At 40.8% G+C, this 19,166-nt stretch carries 22 protein-coding genes; 21 read left to right on the top strand and 1 reads right to left on the bottom strand.

The window, feature by feature from the left end; translation table 11 throughout:
- Positions 1–339: 339 nt before the first annotated feature.
- The 21 genes from rpsJ (at position 340) to I6E70_RS03630 (ending at position 16,526) form a co-directional block, all read left to right on the top strand.
- Entirely contained in the window at positions 340–651 is a 312-nt protein-coding gene (gene rpsJ / locus I6E70_RS03730; RefSeq protein ID WP_002957900.1) for a 30S ribosomal protein S10, read from the top strand.
- 27 nt (positions 652–678) lie between these two features.
- Positions 679–1,314 carry a 50S ribosomal protein L3 gene (rplC, locus tag I6E70_RS03725; protein ID WP_002957898.1) on the top strand — a complete coding sequence of 212 codons (636 nt, stop codon included), beginning with the start codon at positions 679–681 and terminating at the stop codon, positions 1,312–1,314.
- 17 nt (positions 1,315–1,331) lie between these two features.
- On the top strand, positions 1,332–1,937 hold the full coding sequence (rplD, locus tag I6E70_RS03720; protein ID WP_002957897.1) for a 50S ribosomal protein L4: 606 nt from the start codon (positions 1,332–1,334) through the stop codon (positions 1,935–1,937).
- Complete coding sequence (gene rplW, locus I6E70_RS03715) at positions 1,934–2,236, top strand: 50S ribosomal protein L23 (RefSeq protein ID WP_002957896.1); 303 nt, start codon at positions 1,934–1,936, stop codon at positions 2,234–2,236. The genes rplD and rplW overlap by 4 nt, the downstream gene beginning before the upstream one ends.
- A 15-nt stretch (positions 2,237–2,251) precedes the next feature.
- Positions 2,252–3,076, top strand: a complete 825-nt coding sequence (gene rplB, locus I6E70_RS03710) for a 50S ribosomal protein L2 (protein ID WP_002957895.1) — start codon at positions 2,252–2,254, stop codon at positions 3,074–3,076.
- A 15-nt stretch (positions 3,077–3,091) separates the two neighbouring features.
- Positions 3,092–3,370, top strand: coding sequence for a 30S ribosomal protein S19 (gene rpsS, locus I6E70_RS03705; RefSeq protein WP_004588689.1), 279 nt, complete (start codon positions 3,092–3,094; stop codon positions 3,368–3,370).
- Between the two features lie 13 nt (positions 3,371–3,383).
- Positions 3,384–3,716 carry a 50S ribosomal protein L22 gene (gene rplV, locus I6E70_RS03700; protein WP_002957892.1) on the top strand — a complete coding sequence of 111 codons (333 nt, stop codon included), beginning with the start codon at positions 3,384–3,386 and terminating at the stop codon, positions 3,714–3,716.
- Positions 3,717–3,727: 11 nt separating this feature from the next.
- Positions 3,728–4,429: a 30S ribosomal protein S3 gene (rpsC, locus tag I6E70_RS03695; protein ID WP_002957891.1), complete on the top strand. Its 702-nt coding sequence runs from the start codon at positions 3,728–3,730 to the stop codon at positions 4,427–4,429.
- Positions 4,430–4,441: 12 nt separating this feature from the next.
- The gene (gene rplP / locus I6E70_RS03690) at positions 4,442–4,855 is read left to right on the top strand and encodes a 50S ribosomal protein L16 (protein ID WP_002957890.1); all 414 of its coding nucleotides are present in this window, start codon (positions 4,442–4,444) and stop codon (positions 4,853–4,855) included.
- Positions 4,855–5,046, top strand: a complete 192-nt coding sequence (gene rpmC, locus I6E70_RS03685; protein ID WP_002957889.1) for a 50S ribosomal protein L29 — start codon at positions 4,855–4,857, stop codon at positions 5,044–5,046. The genes rplP and rpmC overlap by 1 nt, the downstream gene beginning before the upstream one ends.
- Positions 5,046–5,303 carry a 30S ribosomal protein S17 gene (rpsQ, locus tag I6E70_RS03680; protein ID WP_002957888.1) on the top strand — a complete coding sequence of 86 codons (258 nt, stop codon included), beginning with the start codon at positions 5,046–5,048 and terminating at the stop codon, positions 5,301–5,303. The genes rpmC and rpsQ overlap by 1 nt, the downstream gene beginning before the upstream one ends.
- A 493-nt stretch (positions 5,304–5,796) precedes the next feature.
- Positions 5,797–6,264, top strand: a complete 468-nt coding sequence (gene tsaE, locus I6E70_RS03675; RefSeq protein WP_007586392.1) for a tRNA (adenosine(37)-N6)-threonylcarbamoyltransferase complex ATPase subunit type 1 TsaE — start codon at positions 5,797–5,799, stop codon at positions 6,262–6,264.
- Between the two features lie 27 nt (positions 6,265–6,291).
- Positions 6,292–7,635 (top strand): N-acetylmuramoyl-L-alanine amidase, encoded by a 1,344-nt coding sequence (locus I6E70_RS03670; protein ID WP_007586394.1) that lies wholly within the window; start codon positions 6,292–6,294, stop codon positions 7,633–7,635.
- A 36-nt stretch (positions 7,636–7,671) separates the two neighbouring features.
- Entirely contained in the window at positions 7,672–9,519 is a 1,848-nt protein-coding gene (gene mutL / locus I6E70_RS03665) for a DNA mismatch repair endonuclease MutL (RefSeq protein ID WP_197188042.1), read from the top strand.
- A 10-nt stretch (positions 9,520–9,529) separates the two neighbouring features.
- Positions 9,530–10,447 (top strand): tRNA (adenosine(37)-N6)-dimethylallyltransferase MiaA, encoded by a 918-nt coding sequence (gene miaA / locus I6E70_RS03660; protein ID WP_007586400.1) that lies wholly within the window; start codon positions 9,530–9,532, stop codon positions 10,445–10,447.
- Positions 10,448–10,525: 78 nt separating this feature from the next.
- Positions 10,526–10,789, top strand: coding sequence for an RNA chaperone Hfq (gene hfq / locus I6E70_RS03655; protein WP_007586402.1), 264 nt, complete (start codon positions 10,526–10,528; stop codon positions 10,787–10,789).
- Between the two features lie 15 nt (positions 10,790–10,804).
- Entirely contained in the window at positions 10,805–12,094 is a 1,290-nt protein-coding gene (gene hflX / locus I6E70_RS03650; RefSeq protein ID WP_197188041.1) for a ribosome rescue GTPase HflX, read from the top strand.
- Between the two features lie 100 nt (positions 12,095–12,194).
- On the top strand, positions 12,195–13,364 hold the full coding sequence (gene hflK, locus I6E70_RS03645) for an FtsH protease activity modulator HflK (RefSeq protein WP_010554352.1): 1,170 nt from the start codon (positions 12,195–12,197) through the stop codon (positions 13,362–13,364).
- A gap of 5 nt (positions 13,365–13,369) precedes the next feature.
- A complete protein-coding gene (gene hflC, locus I6E70_RS03640; RefSeq protein WP_010554353.1) occupies positions 13,370–14,248 on the top strand; it encodes a protease modulator HflC in 879 nt (292 codons plus the stop codon).
- Positions 14,249–14,462: 214 nt separating this feature from the next.
- Complete coding sequence (locus I6E70_RS03635; protein WP_010554354.1) at positions 14,463–15,776, top strand: adenylosuccinate synthase; 1,314 nt, start codon at positions 14,463–14,465, stop codon at positions 15,774–15,776.
- 111 nt (positions 15,777–15,887) lie between these two features.
- Positions 15,888–16,526 (top strand): tetratricopeptide repeat protein, encoded by a 639-nt coding sequence (locus I6E70_RS03630; RefSeq protein WP_007586412.1) that lies wholly within the window; start codon positions 15,888–15,890, stop codon positions 16,524–16,526.
- Between the two features lie 70 nt (positions 16,527–16,596).
- Here the strand turns inward: I6E70_RS03630 and I6E70_RS03625 are convergent, their stop codons facing one another.
- Complete coding sequence (locus I6E70_RS03625) at positions 16,597–18,444, bottom strand: cation:proton antiporter (protein ID WP_007586413.1); 1,848 nt, start codon at positions 18,442–18,444, stop codon at positions 16,597–16,599.
- Between the last annotated feature and the right edge of the window lie 722 nt (positions 18,445–19,166).

Here is a 19,166-nt window from a genome sequence, read left to right as displayed (position 1 = left end):
GTAATTAAGGTGTTAACTTGTTTATTGACTAACAGTAGAGGTATTAGTTCAAGTATAGCTAGTAAGCATGTATGGGTGCTTATTTAATCAAATTTATAGGCATTGTATTGTTTCTAAATAGTTGTTGCATTTATCACCAATACCTCTATAATACGCAGGCTTTCAAAATTCCTCTGGGAACTAGAAAGGATAAATTAAGCTTGGATTTCAAGCTAATAAACAGGAGTTCCGATTTGGAACTCAACGTAGATATAATCAAACAGCCGACATCTTAAGTTTTAAGATTGTTTCGGTCGTTTTTTTATGCTCTTTTATATGCTCTTTATATTGAGGTTAAGAATGTCAAATCAACGCATTCGTATTCGCCTAAAAGCTTTTGACCACCGTTTGATTGACCAATCAACGGCAGAAATCGTGGAAACTGCGAAACGCACTGGCGCACAAGTACGTGGTCCAATCCCACTACCTACACGCTTTGAACGTTTTACTGTACTAACTTCACCGCACGTTAATAAAGATGCGCGTGATCAGTACGAGATCCGCACCCATAAACGTCTGATAGACATCGTAGAACCAACTGACAAGACTGTAGACGCGCTTATGCGTTTAGATCTTGCTGCTGGTGTTGATGTTCAAATCAGCCTGGGTTAATCGAAAGATTAGAGAGGTTTTAGGAAAATGGCATTAGGTCTAGTCGGTCGTAAAGTGGGTATGACACGAATCTTCACTGAAGATGGTGTATCTATCCCTGTGACAGTTATTGAAGCGACACCTAACCGCATTGCTCAGATCAAATCTGACGCAACAGACGGTTATAACGCGCTTCAAGTAACCGCAGGCACTAAAAAAGCAAGTCGTGTAAACAAAGCTAAAGCGGGTCATTTCGCTAAAGCTGGTGTTGAAGCGGGTCGCGGTCTGTGGGAATTCCGCCTTAACGGTGGTGAAGGCGATTTTGAAGTAGGCGCTGAGCTTACTGTTGAATTATTCAACGAAATCAACAAGGTTGACGTAACCGGTACTTCTAAAGGTAAAGGTTTCCAAGGTGGTGTTAAGCGCTGGAATTTCAGCATGCAAGACGCTACACATGGTAACTCTCTATCTCACCGTGCTCCTGGTTCAATCGGTCAAAACCAATCACCTGGTAAGGTGTTTAAAGGTAAGAAAATGGCCGGTCATATGGGTGCTGAGCGTGTAACGACTCAAAACTTAGAACTAGTTCGCGTTGACGCTGAGCGTAATTTGCTTTTAGTTAAGGGTGCAGTACCTGGAGCTATTGGCGGTGACGTTATCGTTAAACCAGCTGTTAAAGCATAAGTCCTGGAGATTTAGTGATGGAATTAGCAATTAAAGACGCTTCTGGCGGTCTTGAAGTTTCTGAAGCTACTTTTGGACGTGAGTTTAACGAAGCATTAGTACATCAAGTAGTTGTTGCATACGCAGCAGGTGCTCGTCAAGGTACTCGTGCTCAGAAGACACGTTCTGAAGTAAGCGGTGGTGGTAAAAAACCATGGGCTCAAAAAGGTACTGGCCGTGCACGTGCCGGTACAATCCGTAGCCCAATTTGGCGTTCAGGTGGCGTTAGCTTTGCAGCTAAACCACAAGACCACAGCCAAAAAGTAAACCGTAAAATGTACCGTGGTGCGATTAAAAGCATCTTATCTGAATTAGTTCGTCAAGAGCGTTTAATCGTTGTTGAAAGTTTTGCTCTAGCAGCACCAAAAACTAAAGAACTAGTTGCTAAGCTTAAAGAACTTGAGCTTAAAGATGTTCTTATCGTGACTGAAGAAGTAGATGAAAATCTTTTCTTATCGGCACGTAACCTTTATAAGGTTGACACACGTGATGTAGCTGGTATCGATCCTGTAAGCTTAATTGCTTTCGATAAGGTACTTATTACAGCCGCTGCTGTTAAGCAACTTGAGGAGGCGCTAGCATGATTCGCGAAGAACGTCTTTTAAAAGTGATCCTTGCTCCACATATCTCTGAAAAAAGCACAATTGCTGCTGAAGAAAACAATACTATTGTTTTTAAAGTAGTAAATGACGCAACTAAAGCTGAAATTAAAGTAGCAGTTGAGAAGCTTTTTGAAGTAGAAGTAACTGGTGTTCGCACACTTAACGTTAAGGGTAAAACAAAACGTACTGGCGCACGTTTCGGTCGTCGTAGCGACTGGAAGAAAGCTTACGTTACTCTTAAAGAAGGCAGCGAGCTAGACTTTGTCGGCGGCGCCGAGTAATAAGGGGATAGAATTATGGCACTTCAAAAGTGTAAGCCTACTTCTGCGGGCCGTCGTCACCTAGTTAAAGTGGTTAACTCTGATCTACATAAGGGTAAGCCATACGCACCACTTTTAGAGAAAAACTCTAAATCAGGTGGTCGTAATAACAATGGTCGTATTACGGTTCGTCATATCGGTGGTGGTCATAAACAACACTACCGTTTAATCGATTTTAAACGTACTAAAGATGGCATTCCAGCTACTGTTGAACGTTTAGAATACGATCCAAATCGTAGCGCAAACATCGCTCTTGTATTATATGCAGACGGTGAGCGTCGTTACATTATCGCACCTAAAGGCTTAAAAGCTGGCGATGCAATCCAGTCTGGTGTTGATGCACCAATCAAGCCTGGTAATGCATTACCAATGCGTAATATGCCTGTAGGTTCGACTGTTCACAACGTAGAATTAAAACCAGGTAAAGGTGCTCAAATCGCACGTTCTGCTGGTGCATACGTTCAAATCCTTGCTCGTGATGGTCAGTATGTAACATTACGTCTTCGTTCAGGCGAAGTTCGTAAAGTTGAATCTGATTGTCGTGCGACTCTAGGTGAAGTAGGCAATGCTGAGCATATGCTTCGTTCACTTGGTAAAGCAGGTGCAAATCGCTGGCGTGGTATTCGTCCGACAGTTCGTGGTGTTGCCATGAACCCGGTAGATCACCCACACGGTGGTGGTGAAGGTCGTACATCTGGTGGTCGTCATCCTGTGTCTCCATGGGGTAAACCGACTAAAGGTGCGAAGACGCGTAAGAACAAGCGTACGGATAAATTTATAGTACGTCGTCGTACTAAGTAATATTGAGGAATAGCCATGCCACGCTCTCTCAAGAAGGGTCCTTTTATAGACCTACACTTGCTGAAGAAGGTAGAGAAAGCTTTGGAAAGCGGTGAGAAAAAGCCAATTAAAACTTGGAGCCGTCGTTCAATGATCATACCTAACATGATCGGATTGACCATTGCTGTCCATAATGGTCGCCAGCACGTACCAGTTTTCGTTTCTGACGAAATGATCGGTCACAAACTAGGTGAATTTGCACCAACTCGCACTTACCGTGGCCATGCTGCGGATAAGAAAGCGAAGAAACGATAAGAGGGGAAGATAAATGCAAGCATTAGCTAAACATAAATTCGCCTCTGGTTCGGCGCAAAAAGCACGTCTAGTTGCAGATCAGATCCGCGGGTTACCTGTAGATCGCGCACTAGAAATCCTGGCGTACAGCCCGAAGAAAGCGGCTGTATTAGTTAAGAAAGTACTTGAGTCTGCTATTGCTAACGCAGAGCATAACGAAGGTGCTGACATTGATGAGCTTCGTATAACAACGATCTTTGTGGACGATGGTCCTACAATGAAACGTATTATGCCTCGTGCTAAAGGACGCGCAGACCGCATCCTTAAGCGTACAAGCCATATCACTGTTATGGTTTCAGATAGCTAGGAGTATAAGTAATGGGACAAAAAGTTCATCCTACTGGTATTCGCCTAGGTATATCTAAACCTTGGGTTTCTACCTGGTACGCGAGTTCAAAAGATTTCTCTGCACAGCTTTTTGGCGATCACAAAGTTCGTACATTCCTTACTAAGGAATTGAAAACGGCTTCTGTGTCTAAAATCGTTATTGAGCGTCCAGCAAAATCAATCCGTGTAACAATTCATACGGCTCGTCCGGGTGTTGTTATCGGTAAAAAAGGCGAAGACGTAGAAAAATTACGTCAAGCGGTAACTAAAATCGCTGGTGTACCTGCTCAGATTAATATCTCTGAAGTACGTAAACCAGAACTAGATGCACAACTAGTAGCAGACGGCATTGCCTCTCAACTAGAACGTCGTGTTATGTTCCGTCGCGCTATGAAGCGTTCGGTACAAAATGCAATGCGCATCGGTTCTAAAGGGATTAAAGTTGAAGTTAGCGGTCGTCTTGGCGGCGCTGAAATCGCACGTTCAGAATGGTATCGTGAAGGTCGTGTACCTCTACATACTCTTCGTGCTGATATCGATTACGCAACTTCTGAAGCCTTAACCACTTATGGTATCATTGGTGTTAAAGTTTGGATCTTCAAAGGCGAAGTTATTGGTGGTTTACCACTAGTACAAGAGCAAGAGAAGCCAGCTAAACGCGCACCAAAGAAAGCCAAGAAAAGTGCTAAGTAGAGGTAGCGACTAATGTTACAGCCAAAACGTACAAAATTCCGTAAAATGCACAAAGGCCGCAACCGCGGTTTAGCGCAAAACGGTAACAAAGTAAGCTTCGGTACTTTCGGATTGAAAGCAACTGGCCGTGGCCGTATGACTGCTCGTCAAATCGAAGCAGCTCGTCGTGCTATGACGCGTCACGTGAAACGTCAAGGTAAAATCTGGATTCGTGTCTTCCCTGACAAACCGATTACAGAAAAACCTCTTGAAGTTCGTATGGGTAAAGGTAAAGGTTCTGTTGAATATTGGGTTGCTGAAATTCAGCCTGGTAAAGTACTTTACGAAATGGAAGGTGTTTCAGAAGAGCTTGCTCGTGAAGCATTCGACCTTGCTGCTCGTAAATTGCCATTCAAAACAACTTTCGTAACTCGGACGGTAATGTGATGAAAGCTAGCGAACTAAAAGACAAAAGCGTAGAAGAGCTTAATGCTGAACTTCTAGGACTACTTCGTGAGCAATTTAATATGCGCATGCAAGCTAGCACTGGTCAGTTAGCTCAGACACACACGCTAAGAACAGTACGCCGCGATATCGCGCGTGTAAAAACAGTTATTAACCAGAAGGCAGGTCAATAATGAGCGATAAAATTCGTACTCTTCAAGGCCGTGTAATCAGCGACAAGATGGAAAAATCTTTCACTATCGCTATCGCACGTTACGTGAAGCACCCAATCTATGGGAAATTCATTAAACGTACGACTAAGTTACACGTACATGACGAAAATAACACAGCAAAAGCGGGTGACGTAGTTACTATCCGTGAATGCGCACCAATTTCTAAGAATAAATCTTGGACTTTAGTAGACGTTATTTCTAGTCCAAAACAAGCTTAATTTTTTAATTAAGTTAGTTTTGTAAAAAAGCCCCGGCATTAGCTGGGGCTTTTTGTTTTTAAAGCACCTGCAAACAGTAAACTAGGATGAGCGGGTCACCTGGATTAGTCTTTTATCTGAAAATATAAAGTTATCTTGGGGAATAGTTGAGAGTTTCATTTACCAGTTACTTTTTTGCTAGCAGAACCATCTGCTGAATCAGAAGAAGTTAGATAATAAACTTACATATCTCAGTTAATTTAATGCCAACATGGGGTCATCTAATTCGTGGTGTTACTTTTCTTTTACTATCTTTTAGTCTGAGAACTCACTTACCTTACCTTATTTTATTACAATGATACAGCTTCAAAGTATCGAAAATAGACATCCATACACAATTTTCATTATCAGCTTATCTGGTTTTTTTATGTCTAAAACCTCAATTTATCGCCTTAAATTAATATTCTGGTATGATTAGCAAATATGCGCTTTTGGATGAATTTTTGAGGTAGTAATGACGCGTAGTTTTGAATTTCATTTGACTGATGAAGTAGCCACGGTCGCAATGGGTAATTGCGTTGCTGATATTATAGAGCAAGGTGCGGTTATTTATTTACATGGTGATTTAGGCGCTGGTAAAACAACGTTTACTCGAGGTGTAGTGCAAGGCTTTGGACATACAGGCAAAGTTAAAAGCCCAACGTATACACTTGTTGAACCTTATGAACTCGAGCGCGCAAATGTTTATCATTTTGATTTATACCGCTTAGGTGACCCTGAAGAACTAGAATACATGGGAATACGCGATTATTTTTCACCAGATGCAATTTGCGTTGTTGAGTGGCCAGAAAAAGGTGGTGAATTTATTCCTGTGCCTGATTTAGATATTACTCTAAGCTATATGGGTAACGAACGTAAAATTGTTATTAATAGCGCCAGTGAGCGTGGTGTAGCAATTGTCGAAAAACTAAATAACAAATAATAATATAGTTAAGGCAGTAATTATCAAATGAGCCGAGGTGTAGTTAAACTCTTTATTTACCTTATGGTTATTACCATAAGCTTGCCGCTGTGGGCCAAAAATACAATTAATAGTGTACGCGTATGGCCGTCCCCTGATAGTACGCGTGTGGTATTTGATTTAAATGATAAGCCTGACTTTAGCTATTTCATGCTTAAAAACCCAAGCCGCTTAGTAATTGATTTAGAAAACACTAACGAGTTAAAAATACTACCAGGTGTACCACCAAAACATCAAATAGTGAGCAAGCTACGCTACTCAAAACCTAAAAATAAGCACAGTGTTCGGTTAGTGTTTGAATTAAACGCACCAGTAAAGCCAGTTGTATTTGCTTTAGCGCCTACAGGCCCTTATAAAAACAGGCTCGTTGTTGATTTATACAATAAAAGCCAAGCTGCCACAGTTGTTTCTCCTGCTCAAACAGCAGCTAAAAATCGCCAGTTAAGCCAAGAACGCGATATTGTAATTGCAATTGATGCGGGTCATGGCGGCGAAGATCCAGGTTCAATTGGTCCATCTGGCACGTACGAAAAAACAGTAACACTGCAAATTGCAAAACGTTTAGAGCGCATGATTGATGGCGAACGTGGGATGATTTCGCGCATGGTACGAAGCGGTGACTACTTTGTAAAACTTAATACGCGTACCAATCGTGCTCGTGAAAAAAAGGCCGACTTTTTTGTCTCTATTCATGCTGATGCATTTACGAGCCCGGGACCAAATGGTGCCTCTGTTTGGGTGTTGTCGTTAAGGCGTGCTAATTCAGAGATAGGTAAATGGATAGAAGATAAAGAAAAGCACTCTGAGCTTTTAGGTGGCGCTGCGGATGTAATGAAAGATGCCGCTAACGAAAAATACTTAGCGCAAGCATTACTTGATATGTCGATGGATCACTCTATGAAAACCGGCTTAAACGTAGCTGACGAAGTGGTTAAAGAGCTACGTAAAGTTGCTAAGTTGCATAAGAAAGATCCCCAACATGCGAGTCTTGCTGTACTTAAATCACCAGATATCCCATCAATTTTAGTAGAAACAGGGTTTATATCTAACCCACGAGAAGAAAAGCTGCTTAAAAGTGCTAACCATCAAGAGCGTTTGGCTAAAGCTATATTTACTTCAATTAAAAATTACTATTTAAAAAATCCACCTGATGACTCTTTATTTGCTAAATTAAAGTCGCAATATCCAACAAAGCACAAGGTACGCCCGGGTGAATCTTTAAGTATGTTGGCGAGTCGCTATGGCATTACAGTCACTGAATTAAAACAAGTTAATAAGCTTAGCTCTAATACTTTGTTTATTGGGCAAGAGCTCGATATACCACAAAGTTAGTCATTATTATTAGCGCAATGCTTGCTAGGAAATCTCATGAATATTGAAATATTACCCGCGCGTTTAGCTAACCAAATTGCCGCAGGCGAAGTGGTTGAGCGCCCAGCGTCGGTAGTAAAAGAGCTAGTCGAAAACAGTTTAGATGCTGGCGCTACACGTATTCAGATAGATATAGAGCGTGGCGGTCATAAGCTTATTCGTATACGTGATAACGGTTCAGGGATAAGTAAAGATGAGCTAACGCTCGCGCTTTCTCGTCACGCTACGAGTAAATTAAAATCTCTAGATGACCTTGAAAATATTTGTTCACTTGGTTTTAGGGGAGAAGCGCTTGCGTCAATTAGCTCTGTATCGCGTTTAACGCTGAGCTCAAAACCAAAAGATCAAGAAGCTGCTTGGCAAGCATTTGCAGAAGGTCGCGATATGGCCGTGCAAGTAAAGCCAGTAGCGCACCCTGATGGCACAACCATTGAAGTAAAAGATTTATTTTTTAACACCCCAGCTCGTCGTAAATTCTTGCGTACCGAAAAAACTGAATTTAGCCATATTGATGAGTTGATAAAGCGTATTGCGCTTAGTCGCTTTGATGTCTCTATTACACTAACTCACAACGAAAAAGTAGTAAGGCAGTATCGTGCGAAGACAGATACCTCTCAGGCTATTACACGTGTAGCGCAAGTTGCAGGTAAGGCTTTTGCTGAGCAAGGTTTGCATATTCAATCAGGAGAGGGTGGCTTACAGCTGCATGGTTGGGTGCTACCTGTAGGGTCAGCTAATACGACTCAGTATACTTATGTTAATAATCGTATGATGCGCGATAAACTTATTCTGCATGCTATACGCCAGGCATTTGAAGAAGTAAGCGGAACACAAGAATTACCCGGTTTTGTCATTTATATTGATATAGACCCTCGGCAGGTTGATGTAAATGTTCATCCAGCTAAGCATGAAGTGCGTTTTCATCAAGGGCGCTTAATTCATGACTTTATATTACAGGCTATTAAGCAAGTGGTAGTGCCGCTGCAAGGTGAGTTTACGAATGAACCACTTAGCTCTGAGGTGGAATCTGCGCCTGTGTTTATGGGGTCAGCGCATAGTAGTTCTAATGATACAAAAGCGGATGGAGTATTTGATTACCCTAAATCGCAATTACAGCCCTCTTACTATGGAAGTGCTGGTAGTTCGTCATCAGGTACTAGAAGTGTTGGCGGTGGCGGGGCATACCGTGCTACACCAAGTACAAGCCATCATGATGTAAACGCGTTTTATCAAGGTGTGAGTGAGCAACACGCTGCGCATTTTGATAATGTAGCAAACATACCTGTAGCACAACACCAGTTAGAGTCTGCGCATAATGTTTTAAAGACAGTTTCAATCATCAGTGTTAATGAAGGTGCGTGTGTATTTAGTGTTGAGCAGCAATTGTATTGCTCACATTTCAAATATGCATTGGTAGATGATTGGCATAATCAAATTAAAGAGTCCGGAAGTTTAGAAGGGAAAGCTCTTTTGCTGCCCGTAAGAGTAAACTTATCAAAAGAAGATTGCTTACTTATAGAAGCTCAGCAATCGTGGTTTACTTTACTTGGTTTTGAACTCGTAATAGAAAAACAATTTGTAATGGTTAAAAAATTGCCAGCGTGCTTATATTTACTTGATGTAAGTACAGCGATAGGTGAGCTACTCGATGGGTGTAAAGCAGGGCTTGAAAATATAGAGAATTGGTTAGAGTGGCAGATAAAATGTGTACCTCCCCGGTTTTATTTAAGCAATGTGTTTTTAGCGCAACAAATGCGCTTACAAAATAATCCGCAAACTATTGAACGCTTACGCGAAAAAGCAGTTAAAATAGAGCTAAATCACTATTTAATGCAATTAGATTAAGGTATCAGTGTTGAGTAATTTACCAGTCATATTTTTAATGGGTCCAACTGCTGCTGGTAAAACAGCATTGGCAATCTCACTGTGCGAGCATTTAAATACAGAAATAATCAGCGTTGATTCAGCGTTAGTGTATAAAGATATGAACATTGGTACTGCAAAACCCGATGCAGAAGAACTTGCTAAAGCTCCGCATCATCTGATCGACTTACTTGACCCGAGTGAAACATATTCAGTTGCTGATTTTAGGCGCGATGCAGTACAAAAAATTGACGAATTTCATAGACAAGGTAAAGTACCTGTATTGGTTGGAGGTACAATGTTGTACTTCAAATCTTTAATTGATGGTTTATCGCCTTTGCCTGAAGCAGATACAGTAATAAGATCAGAGCTAGAAGCACAAGCTAAAGAATTTGGCTGGCCTCATTTATATAAAGAATTAGTTAAAGTTGACCCAAAAGCAGCCGAAAAAATAAGTGAGAATGACTCACAAAGAATTAATCGAGCTTTAGAGGTTTACAGGTTAACTGGTAAGACCATGACTGAGTTGCAAAAGCAAAAACAGCCGGCTTTACCCTATACTTTTCATCAATTTGCGATTGCACCGCAAGAACGTAGCGAATTACATCGCCGAATTGAAGAAAGGTTTAAAATAATGATTGATCAGGGGTTTGAAAATGAAGTTTCGACCCTATATCTACGTAAGGATTTACACCCCAATATGCCTTCTATTCGTTGTGTTGGTTATAGACAAATGTGGGATTACCTTGCGGGTGAAACAAGCCATGATGAAATGGTTTTTCGTGGCATCGCAGCAACACGTCAATTGGCAAAACGTCAGTTAACGTGGCTTCGTAGCTGGCCTGATGTTACTTGGTTAACAACGGGTGACGAAGAAAACTTGCATCGTGTAGTAAGTTCGCTAAGCTAGTAGTAGTTGAATATTGTTTTTTATCAAATAAGTTCAGCCACTTAATTATAATAACACCTAGAACGAAGGAACAATAACATGGCAAAAGGCCAATCGTTACAAGACCCATTTTTGAATGCACTACGACGTGAGCGCATTCCAGTATCAATCTTTTTGGTAAATGGCATAAAATTACAAGGCAAAATTCAGTCATTTGACCAATTTGTTATTTTACTAGAGAACACCGTAAATCAAATGGTTTATAAGCATGCAATTTCAACAGTTGTCCCTGCTCGCGCAGTTAACTTCCAAGCAGTTCAAGGGAGTGAAGACACTGAAGAACCAGAAGCTGGTAACTTTTAATTAGGAGCATAATGTTTGTTTGACCGCTATGAATCCGGCGAACAGGCAATTTTAGTTCATATCGACTTACCTAAAGAAGGGGATCGTGAAGATCTTCATGAATTAGAAATGTTGGTATCTTCTGCTGGTGTTAGTAGTTTGGCGGTTGTGCAAGGCAGCCGTCAAGCACCACATCCGAAACTATTCGTCGGTACCGGTAAAGCAGAAGAAATAGCTGAGATTGTCAAAATCCACAATGCAGATGTCGTAATTTTCAATCATCAACTCAGGCCGTCACAAGAGCGTAATTTAGAGCGTGTTTGTCAGTGTCGTGTGCTTGATAGAACGACGCTAATTCTTGATATTTTTGCCCAACGTGCACGTACCCATGAGGGTAAGCTGCAGGTTGAATTGGCACAACTTCGCCATATGTCGACTCGATTAATTCGGGGCTGGACCCATCTTGAACGCCAAAAAGGCGGGATTGGTTTACGTGGACCTGGTGAAACCCAACTTGAAACAGATAGACGATTACTTCGTGCCCGAATTCAAAATATCCGTGCGCGTTTAGCTAAAGTAGCAGTGCAACGCGAACAAGGTAGGCGAGCTCGTACTCGTAACGAAATACCTACGGTATCGTTAGTTGGCTATACCAATGCGGGTAAATCTACATTATTTAATCGAATTACGAATTCAGATGTATACGCGGCCGATCAGTTGTTTGCAACGCTTGACCCGACTCTACGTAAGCTTGAATTAGGTGATGTTGGTCCTGTTATCTTAGCTGATACAGTGGGCTTTATTCGTCATTTACCGCACGACTTAGTTGCTGCTTTTAAAGCAACGCTAACTGAAACTCGTGAAGCTGATTTACAGTTACATGTAATTGACGCAGCAGACTCTCGTCTTCAAGAAAATATTGAACAAGTACAATCGGTGCTTAAAGAAATTGAAGCCGATGAAGTACCACAGCTATTAATTTATAATAAAATTGATGCGCTGGATAACGTAAGCCCACGTATTGATCGAGATGACGAAGGCCAACCTATAAGAGTATGGCTTAGCGCTCAGACTGGTGAAGGGTGTGAATTACTTAGTGAGGCTATTAGTGAACTGCTTGCTAAGAAGATGTTTAACGAAACATTATTTCTTACGCCATTGTATGGTCGCCTAAGGGCTGCATTGTTTAGTTTAAATGCAGTACATGAAGAACGCTTTGATGAGCAAGGTAATTGGCTGTTAGATGTTAGAATACCAATGGTTGAGTGGAATCGTTTAATTAAAGAATTTGGTCCTGAAATTGCTGGTTTTATCAACCGTAATTAAAAATTGACGTTTTAATGTCGGTTTTTGTATGAGAAACGCGGTAGATTTGTTAGATTTAACACAATTTCCTAATTTATTTAGATAACAATGGAGTATAGCTATGGCCTGGAATGAACCGGGTAATAATGGCAATGACAAAGATCCGTGGAATAATAAAGGCGGACGTGATCAAGGCCCACCTGATTTAGACGAGGTGTTCCGCAAGTTTAGTAACAAGTTCGGCGGCTTATTTGGCGGGAAAAAATCCGGCAATGGTAGCGGCGGTGGACTTGGCGGAGCCGGTATTTCATTTATACTTATTATCGCCGTTATTGTATGGGCGTTAAGTGGTATTTATACGGTTAAAGAAGCCGAGCGTGGTGTGGTTCTTCAATTTGGTAAATATGACCGAATTGCTGATCCTGGTCTGCGTTGGAAAATGACGTTTATTGAAACGGTAATCCCAGTAGATATTGAAGCAGTTCGTTCATTATCGGCTTCTGGTTTTATGCTTACTGAAGACGAAAACGTAGTGAGCGTTGAGTTTCAGGTGCAATACCGTGTTATTGACCCATACCTTTATGAATTTAGCGTAACTAACGCTGATAGTAGCTTAGAAGAAGCACTAGATAGTGCACTACGTTACGTTGTGGGCCATGCAAAAATGGACCAAGTATTAACTAATGGCCGTGAGGTTGTTCGTCAAAATACATGGGATGAGCTTAATAAGATTATCGAACCATATAACTTAGGTTTAATTGTTACTGACGTGAACTTTAAAGACTCTCGTCCGCCAACTGAAGTTAAAGATGCATTTGATGATGCGATTGCTGCACAAGAAGATGAAGAACGTTTCATTCGTGAAGCAGAAGCATATGCTCGTGAAATTGAACCGCGTGCTCGTGGTCAAGTAACGCGTATGACTCAAGAAGCGGAAGGTTACCAAGAGCGTATTACATTAGAAGCACAAGGTGAAGTAGCTCGTTTTGAAAAGCTATTACCTGAATATCAAGCAGCTAAAGAAGTTACTCGTGAGCGCTTATACATTGATGCAATGGAAGAAGTGTTAGGGAGTAGTTCTAAAATATTGGTTGATGTTAAAGGCGGTAATAATATGCTTTATTTACCACTTGATAAGATCATGGATAAGCAAGGGACAGCAACACGTGTTGCACTTCCAAGCTCTAGTGATATTCAAGATTTACGCAATAAAGTAAATACGTCGCGCAATAGCTCTGTTAATAGTGGCAATGACCGCTTTAACAACGACCGCTTCAATGATGGGAGATAATCATAATGAAAAACTTTAGTTTAGTAATACTATTAGCTGCCATTGTTATGTCTTTTTCATCGGTATTTGTTGTACCTGAAGGGCAAAAAGCAATTGTAATGTTATTCAGTAAAGTACAAAAAGACAGCGACGATCAAGCGATTGTATATGGCCCAGGCCTACAATTTAAGGTGCCATTTTTTAGCCAAGTACGTCGTATTGATGCACGTATTCAAACGCTAGATGGTGCGCCGGACCGCTTTGTTACTAGTGAGAAAAAAGACTTAATTGTTGATTCGTTTGTAAAATGGCGTGTTAATGACTTTAGCGCTTTTTACTTACGTGCCCGTGGCGATAAGCAATATGCTGAAACGCTACTTAAACAAAAAGTAAATAATGGTCTTCGTACAAACTTTGGTACACGTACAATTCGCGAAATTGTATCGGGTGAGCGTAGCGAGTTGATGGAAGAAGCGTTAGTACAAGCTTCTGAAAGTGCACGTGAGCTTGGTATTGAGGTGCTAGACGTACGTGTTAAGCAAATTAACCTACCACAAGAAGTGAGTAGCTCTATTTACCAACGTATGCGCGCTGAGCGTACTGCTGTTGCAAAAGAGCATCGTTCTGAAGGTCAGGAAAAAGCCGAGACTATTCGTGCGGGTGTTGACCGTCGTGTAACAGTAATGCTTGCCGATGCAGAGCGTAATGCGCGTTCTGTACGTGGTCAAGGCGATGCTGATGCCGCAGGCATCTATGCAAGCGCGTATAACAAAGACCCTGAGTTCTTTAGTTTTGTGCGTTCGCTTGAGGCTTACAAAAAGACTTTTAAAAATAAGCAAGACGTTATGGTGCTTTCACCAGATAGCGACTTCTTCCAATATATGAAAGGCGCTAAAGCTCAATAGGTTTTACGTTAATTATTTAGAAGTTAAAAAGCCTCGCATTTGCGGGGCTTTTTGTTAAACACAGTCTAGTGCTTTAAATCACTGTTATTTATGTGGTTATTAGCTAATATTTGGATATAACAAATGCGCGCAGAAAAAATAAGCTGAACAGGGGTGATCTTTACTTTAGTTTTCTGGTAAAATCTCGTCCTAATTTTCTCTAAGTGAATTTACGATGGGTAAAAACGTTGTTGTATTAGGCACCCAATGGGGTGACGAAGGAAAGGGTAAGGTAGTTGATCTCCTTACAGACAAAGCATCTTTAGTAGTTCGTTATCAAGGTGGCCACAATGCGGGTCATACTTTAGTTATCGAAGGTGAAAAGACGGTTCTACACCTTATTCCATCGGGTGTATTACGTGACAATGTTAAATGTGTGATTGGTAATGGTGTAGTTTTATCACCAGAAGCGCTAATGAGAGAAATTGGCATGCTTGAAGAACGCGGCGTACCTGTACGTGAGCGTCTTTTAATAAGTGAAGCATGTCCGCTAATCTTGCCTTTCCATGTTGCATTAGATGTAGCCCGCGAAACTGCTCGTGGCGATAAGCCAATTGGTACAACTGGCCGTGGTATCGGTCCTGCGTACGAAGATAAAGTGGCTCGCCGTGGTTTACGCGTAGGCGATTTATTTAATCCTGAATTATTTGCAGCTAAATTAAAAGAAGTTCTTGAATACCATAACTTCACTTTAGTTAACTACTACAAAGTAGACGCTGTAGATTTCCAAAAAACGTTTGATGATGCAATGGCTGTTGCTGATATCTTAAAAGCAATGGTTGTAGATGTAACTGAGCTTTTAGATCAAACGCGTTTAGCAGGCGAAAACATTTTATTTGAAGGTGCACAAGGTACGTTACTTGATATCGATCACGGTACTTACCCTTATGTAACATCTTCAAATACTACAGCTGGTGGCGTTGCTACTGGTGCAGGTTTTGGTCCATTAAACCTTGATTACGTTTTAGGTATTATTAAAGCGTACACTACACGTGTTGGTTCAGGTCCTTTCCCTACAGAGCTTTACGACGGTCTTGAGAAACAAGATCCAGTTGGTAAGCACTTAGGTGATAAAGGCCATGAGTTTGGCGCTACAACAGGTCGACTTCGTCGTACTGGTTGGTTAGATGCAGTGGCTATGCGCCGTGCGGTTCAAATCAACAGTATTTCAGGTTTTTGTTTAACTAAGCTTGATGTTTTAGATGGCTTAGAAACGCTTAAAATCTGTATTGGTTACAAGCTTGAAGATGGCACAGTTACTAACGTAACACCATTAGCAGCTGAAGGTTATGATAAAGTAACGCCAGTATACGAAGAAATGCCAGGTTGGTCAGAAAACACTGTTGGTGTAACGAGTCTTGACGGTTTACCAAAAGCTGCGATTGACTACATCAAGCGTATTGAAGAAATTACGGGTGTTCCAATTGATATTATTTCTACAGGTCCAGACCGCGTAGAAACTATGGTACTTCGCAACCCGTTTGCGTAATTACCATTAGATTAAAAAAAGCTGCCTAGTGCAGCTTTTTTTGTATCTAAAATTCACCTTGGAACGATCTTTGTATATATTTTAATAAGTTTATTTTTATAAGTGGTGAGCATGCGTTTATTTTACCGTAATTGCGTATTAAGGCTTTCATTAATTCCGCTGTCTTTATTTATAGCAACCAACAGCTTAGCTACAGAAAGCCCTGCTGCTGTACCGCTGTATACAGAATCTGAGCTAATTGCGTTAATAAATAAAAATACGCATTTAGCGCGGGTAAAGGCAGATGATTGCCAGTTAGTGCAAGATATAGAAGCACGAGCCAATAAAATGGCATTGCCGTCTTATCAATTTTTATACGGCGATATGCTGGCTTATAACGTGTGCGTGGATCGTAATGTAGAGTTAGGTGTGTATTACATGCGAAAAGCGGCTGAACAAGGCTTAGCGGCAGCGCTAGAGCAGTTAGGGCGTTACTACGACACCGGGCGTTTAGTTCAGCAAGATAAAGCAATGGCAATTACGTATTTGCGTGAAGCGTCGTCGCAAGGCAATTTAAAAGCACAACTACGTTTGGTTAAATTATTTAATGATGGCTATGGCAGCCCGCGTGATTTTGAAGATGCATACCGTTGGCTATTTAATTCTATGGTCGCAGATAAAGCGACTCATAAAAAAATTGAGCGAGCGCTGACTAAGTTAGCGCAAAAAATGCCAGATAGTGTGGTTGCGCGAGCTCGCCTTCCTATTTAATGGCTCTTAAAAAACAAAACCCTAACTCTTTAAGTTAGGGTTTTTGAGTTTTTACAGGTAGTAAAAGTGTTTAACTTTCTTCTTTAGCCTTTGTTTGCGGGTCTTTTAAGACCGACATTTTAGGCGGCTGTAATGCAACAACACGCTCGCCTTCTTGCGGCGGTTTTTCCATGTTGATTGTAAACGGTCTTAGCTTAATTGGCGTATCGTCGTCGCTGTCTTTATCACCTTTAAGAATAAACAAAGGGATAGCCTCAGGGTTCATTTCTAGATATTGCTCCCAGCTAAACTCATCCGAGATGCGTGTTGAACTAACCTTACCGCCTTTAGCTATAATACTGCTTAAACGTGCATACGAGCCTTCGTCTCCAAACAATATTTGTCTAGATAAAAACGTTGCGCTGTCTTTATTTGCTTTAGCATGCGACGTTGATGAGCGAAGCGAAAATACATTTTTTTCATTAAGTAAATGCGAAAAGTATTGAACGCCTAGCGCATTATGATGACGGTTTGGCGATAGCGCTAAGACACTACGAATAGTTGTTAGAGGTAAGTAGCGTTCAGCATGCTCTGATTGCGGGTTACCATAATAACAAGCTAAGCCATCCATACGTGCCATTCTGCAGTTTTCCCATGCAGGATCTGAAAGGTGAACCGGAATATTCTGCTCTTGTAAGCCACGTCCAATTGCACGCGATACATGGTTTGCACCAATAATTAATATTGTATTTGGTGATGGTTGGCGTACGCCTAATAGCTTAGCAACAGGAATGGCTGTTAAGCTTTGCAGCACAACCGTAATGATGATCACCGTAAATATAAGTGGCACCATTTTTTCAGCATCAGCAACGCCAGCTTCCATCATACTTAGTGCAAATACTGACCCAACGGCTGCGGCAACTATACCGCGTGGAGCAATCCAGGCAAGTACCAAGCGAGACTTCATTGGTAAGTCAGTACCAAAGGTCGAAATAGCAATACACAGTGGGCGTGCAACAAAAAGCACAATAGCTAAAAATATAAATACATCGCTGTCGAGCATCATCAAATCAGAAAGCTGTAAGCGTGCTGCAAGTAAAATAAATAGCGTCGATATTAATATCATCGACAAGTCTTCTTTAAACTCAAGTACAGAATCTATTTCTAAATCGTCTTGGTTCGCAAGCCAAATACCAAATACAGTTACTGCTAATAAGCCTGATTCATGGCTTAAATAGTTTGATACAGAAAAACTAATAAGGACTAGTGCTAAAATCCCAAACTTATGTAATTCAAATGGCAGCCACTCGCGACGCATTAATAGGGTTGTTAGCCAACCTGCAGCAACACCAATACTTAAACCAACACCCAGGGTTTTAACTAAAGCAATAATAGTATGACTAAATACTTCGCCTTGGCCTACAAGCATTACAGCTTCAAATACCAATACAGCAAATAATGCGCCAATAGGATCTATTACAATACCTTCCCAGCGAAGTATGCGGTCTATGTCTTGTGTTGGACGCATTGAGTTTAATAGCGGTGCTATAACTGTAGGGCCAGTAACAACGAGTACTGCGCCTAGTACCGCAGCAACACGCCAATTGAGCTCAAGCAACCAGTAGGCGCTTAAGCTAATAATAATGCAGGTAGTAAGCATACCGATTGAGCAGAGATTCCTTACAACTTTTCCTATCCCTTTTAATTCTCTGAAATGCAGAGTTAAGGAACCTTCAAATAAAATGATGGCAACGCTTAGTGATACTACTGGAAACAGTAAATCACCTAAAAGTGCATCAGGGTCTAAAACACCACTAAATGGTCCAAGTAAAAGACCAGTAAGCAATAAAAAAAGAATAGCGGGTACTCTAAAAGCCCACGCGACCCATTGGGCAAGCACAGAGCAAAGTGCGATACCGGCTATGTAAATTGCTGACATAGATTAAGAATTCCTTATTTATGACGATATGTTTAGAAAGTATAACTTTTGTTAATTATTAATACAGGGGTATACACCGGAAACTCAAATATTACTAATCAATTTTAGCTGCTTATAAAAGATTAGTAGGCTTAAATTATTTAGCGAGAACTTAGCCACCTTATTTTAAAGTGTATTAATTGTTTAATTTATTGAATTTTAATAACAATATAAAGGGTATGAGTGTTTCGTATTAACTTAGTTCGAATTTTAACCTTGATTTTAAAGGGGTATTTGGTGTATTATACTTCGTGTTCTAATAATTAGTCATCTAACGAAGTTTATTGAAGATAAAACAGGCTTGTTAATCTTAACGTCATTTTTAATCTTTATAATCATGTGTTAGTGATGTTTCTAGTATTTGAGCATTACAAAATATCATTTGCCGAATTCTTGGTATGGTTTTGCCAAACAAGTTTATTTAATTATTTAAGTAAATAAAGGTTTGAGTTGAACTATTACTTTCAATATTTAGCCCCCCATCGTGGCGGTTAAATCTCGGTCCTTTGGTCTTCACCCTATCTGTTGGTGTATCAGACTTTAGAGGCTCTATGTATGTTGTTAATAAAAAAGCCACACACAGCTTTTTACAGCGATGCATAAACAACACTTTTAAATTTTTTGATTAGTGCTGCTCAATATTTTTGGGTTGTTGCTACTTTTACTTGACCTCAAATCTAAGC

Origin of the sequence: Pseudoalteromonas sp. NGC95 (assembly GCF_015864705.1) — a bacterium.
GTDB lineage: Bacteria > Pseudomonadota > Gammaproteobacteria > Enterobacterales > Alteromonadaceae > Pseudoalteromonas > Pseudoalteromonas arctica.
This window is presented reverse-complemented; position numbering and strand designations above follow the sequence as displayed.

What these genes read in the sequence shown, in the direction of transcription:
- rpsQ (WP_002957888.1), top strand. Translation starts at nt 5,046, where the DNA reads ATGAGCGATAAAATTCGTACTCTTCAAGGCCGTGTAATCAGCGACAAG.
- rplB (WP_002957895.1), top strand. Translation starts at nt 2,252, where the DNA reads ATGGCACTTCAAAAGTGTAAGCCTACTTCTGCGGGCCGTCGTCACCTA.
- hfq (WP_007586402.1), top strand. Translation starts at nt 10,526, where the DNA reads ATGGCAAAAGGCCAATCGTTACAAGACCCATTTTTGAATGCACTACGA.
- rpsJ (WP_002957900.1), top strand. Translation starts at nt 340, where the DNA reads ATGTCAAATCAACGCATTCGTATTCGCCTAAAAGCTTTTGACCACCGT.
- rplW (WP_002957896.1), top strand. Translation starts at nt 1,934, where the DNA reads ATGATTCGCGAAGAACGTCTTTTAAAAGTGATCCTTGCTCCACATATC.
- I6E70_RS03670 (WP_007586394.1), top strand. Translation starts at nt 6,292, where the DNA reads ATGAGCCGAGGTGTAGTTAAACTCTTTATTTACCTTATGGTTATTACC.
- rpmC (WP_002957889.1), top strand. Translation starts at nt 4,855, where the DNA reads ATGAAAGCTAGCGAACTAAAAGACAAAAGCGTAGAAGAGCTTAATGCT.
- tsaE (WP_007586392.1), top strand. Translation starts at nt 5,797, where the DNA reads ATGACGCGTAGTTTTGAATTTCATTTGACTGATGAAGTAGCCACGGTC.
- hflC (WP_010554353.1), top strand. Translation starts at nt 13,370, where the DNA reads ATGAAAAACTTTAGTTTAGTAATACTATTAGCTGCCATTGTTATGTCT.
- rplP (WP_002957890.1), top strand. Translation starts at nt 4,442, where the DNA reads ATGTTACAGCCAAAACGTACAAAATTCCGTAAAATGCACAAAGGCCGC.
- rplC (WP_002957898.1), top strand. Translation starts at nt 679, where the DNA reads ATGGCATTAGGTCTAGTCGGTCGTAAAGTGGGTATGACACGAATCTTC.
- I6E70_RS03630 (WP_007586412.1), top strand. Translation starts at nt 15,888, where the DNA reads ATGCGTTTATTTTACCGTAATTGCGTATTAAGGCTTTCATTAATTCCG.
- rpsS (WP_004588689.1), top strand. Translation starts at nt 3,092, where the DNA reads ATGCCACGCTCTCTCAAGAAGGGTCCTTTTATAGACCTACACTTGCTG.
- rplV (WP_002957892.1), top strand. Translation starts at nt 3,384, where the DNA reads ATGCAAGCATTAGCTAAACATAAATTCGCCTCTGGTTCGGCGCAAAAA.
- hflK (WP_010554352.1), top strand. Translation starts at nt 12,195, where the DNA reads ATGGCCTGGAATGAACCGGGTAATAATGGCAATGACAAAGATCCGTGG.
- I6E70_RS03635 (WP_010554354.1), top strand. Translation starts at nt 14,463, where the DNA reads ATGGGTAAAAACGTTGTTGTATTAGGCACCCAATGGGGTGACGAAGGA.
- mutL (WP_197188042.1), top strand. Translation starts at nt 7,672, where the DNA reads ATGAATATTGAAATATTACCCGCGCGTTTAGCTAACCAAATTGCCGCA.
- I6E70_RS03625 (WP_007586413.1), bottom strand. Translation starts at nt 18,444, where the DNA reads ATGTCAGCAATTTACATAGCCGGTATCGCACTTTGCTCTGTGCTTGCC.
- rpsC (WP_002957891.1), top strand. Translation starts at nt 3,728, where the DNA reads ATGGGACAAAAAGTTCATCCTACTGGTATTCGCCTAGGTATATCTAAA.
- rplD (WP_002957897.1), top strand. Translation starts at nt 1,332, where the DNA reads ATGGAATTAGCAATTAAAGACGCTTCTGGCGGTCTTGAAGTTTCTGAA.